This window comes from Candidatus Rokuibacteriota bacterium, from assembly GCA_016209385.1.
Classification (GTDB): domain Bacteria; phylum Methylomirabilota; class Methylomirabilia; order Rokubacteriales; family CSP1-6; genus JACQWB01.
The window spans coordinates 1-4,334 of record JACQWB010000109.1 but is presented as its reverse complement, the minus strand read 5'-3'; the positions used below and the strand labels follow the sequence as shown (position 1 = coordinate 4,334).

Sequence of the window (4,334 nt, the reverse complement as noted above, 5' to 3'; positions counted from 1 at the left end):
GTCCAGCTCCGAGCCGAGCGCTCGGGGACCGGCACGGGCCGGGTCTATACACTCACGGCAAGCGCCGAGGACCTGGCGGGCAACACAGCCAGCGCGACCGCAACCTGCACGGTGCCTCACAGTCTGGGCAAAGGGGGGAGATAAGCTCCGGTCAGGTCCGTAGATTTCAAGATGCACGCGTGGGCCGAGGGCCCGAAGGGTACACCGCCTTCTCCCTTTTACACACCCTTTGATCCTAGCTCGGCGGGAGGTAAGCAGCATGATAAGCAAAACCGGGAAGAGTAAACGAATACGTATAGCAACGGCAGGACTTCTCGTCGCTTCCGCGTTCGCATTTGCGATTGCGGCACAGCCAGTATATGGGCAAACCGCTTCGAGCAACGTCTACGTTTGGAATGGGTTTAACGGTGATATTAACGCAGGGCCGGCGCCCGTCGCTCCCCCGGACCTGCGACCCAGGCTGCGAGCCCGGGACGCCTACGGCAACCTGCCGCTCAGCTTCGAGGCCAACCAGGGCCAGACCGATCCCCGCGTGAACTTCCTGGCGCGCGGGCGTGGCTACAGCGTGTTCCTGGCCGGGACCGAAGCTGTGCTCGTCCTCCGTCCGTCGCCGGGCGCGGCCGCCCACCCCGAGGACGAGAGCGGCGCGGCGCCGCCGGTCAGGCACGTCCTCCGCATGAAGCTGCTCGACGCGAACCCTGATCCGCCCGTTACCGGTCTCGACCCGCTGCCGGGCAAGGCCAACTACTTCATCGGTACCGATCCCGCGAAGTGGCGGACGAACATCGCCACCTACGGCCGGGTGCGCGTCGCCGACGTCTATCCGGGGATCGACCTGGTGTACTACGGCCACCGCCGCCAGCTCGAGTACGACTTCGTCGTCGCCCCCGGGGCCGATCCCGGCGCGATCCGCTTCGTCGTCGAGGGCGCGGACGGGGCGCCGCCGCGGGTGGACGGCGACGGCGACCTGGTGCTGGCGACGGCGGCGGGCGAACTGCGCCTGCGCAAGCCGTCCATCTACCAGGAGGTCGACGGCGTCAGGCGCCCGGTCCCCGGCGGCTACGTCCTGGGCGAGGCGGCTGACGCGGCGGCGGGCGGCCACGAGGTGGAGTTCCGGGTTGCCGCCTACGACACTGGCAAGCCGCTCGTCATCGACCCGGTCCTCTTCTACTCCACCTACCTCGGCGGCAGCCAGTTCGATAGGGGCACCGACATCGCCGTGGACTCGCAAGGCCATGCCTATGTGATCGGAGGTACCTTCTCGGACGACTTCCCCAGTCCGTTCGGGACGCCTCTCAGTGTTGTGTTAGGCAAGACCGACGTCTTCGTCGCGAAGTTGCATCCCAGTGGCTCCGCGCTCGTCTACTCCACCTATCTCGGCGGGAGCGACGACGAGGACGTGAACTCCACCGGCGATGGGCGCATCGCCGTGGACTCCTCGCACAACGCCTACGTGACGGGCACGACCAAGTCCATCGACTTCCCCGGTCCCCCTCCCAGCGGGACCGCCACGAAGCTGGGACCGGGCGGCGGCACCGACGTCTTCGTGGCCAAGTTGAACGCCACGGGCGATGCCCTCCTCTACTCCGTCACCCTCGGCGGCAGTGGCTCCGAGAACCGCTTCGGGGGCGGGGGCATCGCCGTGGACTCGTCGCACATTGCCTATGTCACGGGTCACACCTTTTCGGCGGACTTTCCCACCGCCGACAAGGCCTTCCAGGCAGTCAAGATCCTGCACCCTGCCACGCTCCTCAACGACGACTGCTTCGTGACGAAGCTCGATACCAAGAAGGCCCCCCTGGAGTCGCTCGTCTACTCGACCTACCTGGGCGGTGGTGGTGACGATGTCTGCTCGGCTATCGCCATCGATGGCGCCGGCCACGCCTATGTGACGGGCGCCACCACATCGGCAACCTTTCCTACCACCGACACAGCTTTCCAGAACGGAATGGGGGGTGACCGAGACGCCTTCGTGACCAAGCTGAATACCAATCCCACCGACTGTACGGCAGTAGAGGCAGAACAGATCACCTGCAAGGAATCCCTCGTCTACTCCACCTATTTCGGCGGTAGCAAGGCGGAAAACGGCCTGCCGAACGAGGGGGCGATCGCCGTGGACCCCTCGGGCTTCATCTATGTGACAGGGGCCACCCATTCGCCCGAACGGCTCCCGCTGGGAGCAGTCCTGCCGAAGGCCGGATTGTCGGTCGCCTTTGTCGCAAAATTCGATCCCGATCCCTCGACCCCCTGCGTTCCTAGCAGCCCGATCATCAACTGTCGCCAATCCCTCGTCTACGTGACCTCCCTCGGCGGGGCAGGCGGGTCCGGCATCGCCGTCGATAACCGGGGCAACGCCTATGTGACGGGATCGACTAACGCTCTGAAGGTTCCAGGGGCAGGATCATTTGTCGCCCCGAAGCTGGGAGCAGGCGATTTCGGGGAAGGCTCGGACGCCTTCGTGGCGAAGCTGAACGCCGGGGGAGACAAGCTGCTCTACTCGACGTATCTCGGCGGCACCGGGGTCGACAAGGGCCGCCGGATCGCGCTCGACGCCTCGTGCAACGCCTACGTGACGGGGGAGAGCGGTTCGAAAGACTTTCCCCTGGTCAATCCCCTGACACCGGGAGGCCCCAAGAATGTGGGTGCTAACTCCGACGGCTTCGTCACCAAGATCGCCGAGCTGGGCTTCCGCGCCTACGTCGCCAGTTTCAACCAGGGCGGCGTCGCGGTGATCGACACCCACACCAATACGGTGGTGCCGTTCAGCCCCCTCCAGCTGTCGCCTAACAACAAGTTCCGAGGCGTGGCGGTGAGCCCGGACGGCCGGCGCGCGTACCTGACGGACTTCAAGAGCAGCACCGTGGTGGTGATGGACGGTACGCTCGTCCTCAAGGCCATCCCCCTGAGCAAGAACTTCCCCCTCGTGGACCTCCTGCCCATCGGCGTGGCCGTCCACCCGAACGGCAAGTTGGTCTACGTGGCCAACGGCGCTATCGACCCCGGCAAGAAGACCCACACCATCTCGGTGATCGACACGGAGAAGAACGAAGTGGTCGAGGAGATCGAGCTGCCCTCGGGGCAGGGCGGCCTGCCCTTCGGCATCGCCGTCAGCCCCCCGACCTCGACAATCGGCGAGTTCATCTACGTGACCACCCAGCTGGGCAATTCCATCATCATCATCGGGAGGGACACCACGAAGACGCCGCCCAAGCATTTCGTCCAAGCGACGATCCCCCTCCCCGCGGGCGCCCCGGCCGGGATCGCCGTGCACCCCGGCGGGAGAAGGGTCTACGTGGCGAACACTGGAATCAACTCCGTCTCCGTGTTCGACCACAGCCTCGGGGTCTCCTCGATCGACGTCGGCGCCCCTCAGTTCGGGGTGGCGGCGCACCCGGACGAAAGTCGGGTCTACGTGACGCTGCCCGGCTCCAACAGCGTGGCCGTGATCAAGGAGTCCGTGATCGGCCCGCCGGCGGTCGTCGGTCACATCACGGTCGGCAACCAGCCGCAGGGCGTGGCCGTGACCCCGGACGGCGCGCTGGTCTACGTGGCCAACTTCGGGGACGACTCCGTGTCGGTCATCAACACGGCGAACGACGAGCGGATCTTCTTCACCTCGGCAGCGGCGAACTCGAAGCACGATCTGAAGGTCGGCGACGGCCCCGTCGCTCTGGGCCAGTTCGTCGGCTTCCCGCCGCTGAACCTCGCGCCCAGCCCGCTCCTCGGCTTCCCGATGCCCGACAAGGACGGCGACGGCATCCAGGACCAGGTCGACGGCGAGCTGGTGGGCGGCGTCTTCTTCGACAAGCGCGACCACCCCAGCCCCCCCTTCACCAAGACCTTCACCAACCGGCACCTGTGCGGCACGGTCTCGGGTTCCATCAAATCGGTGCCCCACGGCATGACGGTTTTCGTTGCGAGCCCTGCCGGGATCGTGATCGGCACCACCGGCGGTGGTCTAGACCAGAAAGCAACTATCGACGCCTGCGGCTTCGAGCTCCTCTTCAACCCTGACAAAGTGGTTAACATTGCCAAGTGCGGTTCTCTGACGGCTCAGGTGCTCTCGGGACCGATCGAAATCCTCCTGGACAGCTTCGGCATGGCAACGGTTCCGAGCGGAGTCACGGTAAGGGTGGCGCGGCTCACCGCGGGGGAGTTCGAGGTGCAGAATCTAGGAGGCCCGGAGCCGATCATCGTCGAGTTCCAGGGCCAGGTGAGGGAAGTCCGCCCGGGTGAATCCCTCACCGTCGCAGTGGACACCACCCCGCCCACGACCATCGCGGCCGCCTCCCCTGCGCCGAACGCCAACGGCTGGAATAAGGGCGACGTGACCG

Annotated in this window: 1 protein-coding gene; it reads left to right on the top strand. The window is 65.9% G+C overall.

Annotated features, from left to right (window positions below; genetic code table 11):
• Positions 1–532 precede the first annotated feature (532 nt).
• The coding region (locus HY726_07325; protein ID MBI4608799.1) for an SBBP repeat-containing protein at positions 533–4,334 on the top strand (3,802 nt) is incomplete at its 3' end.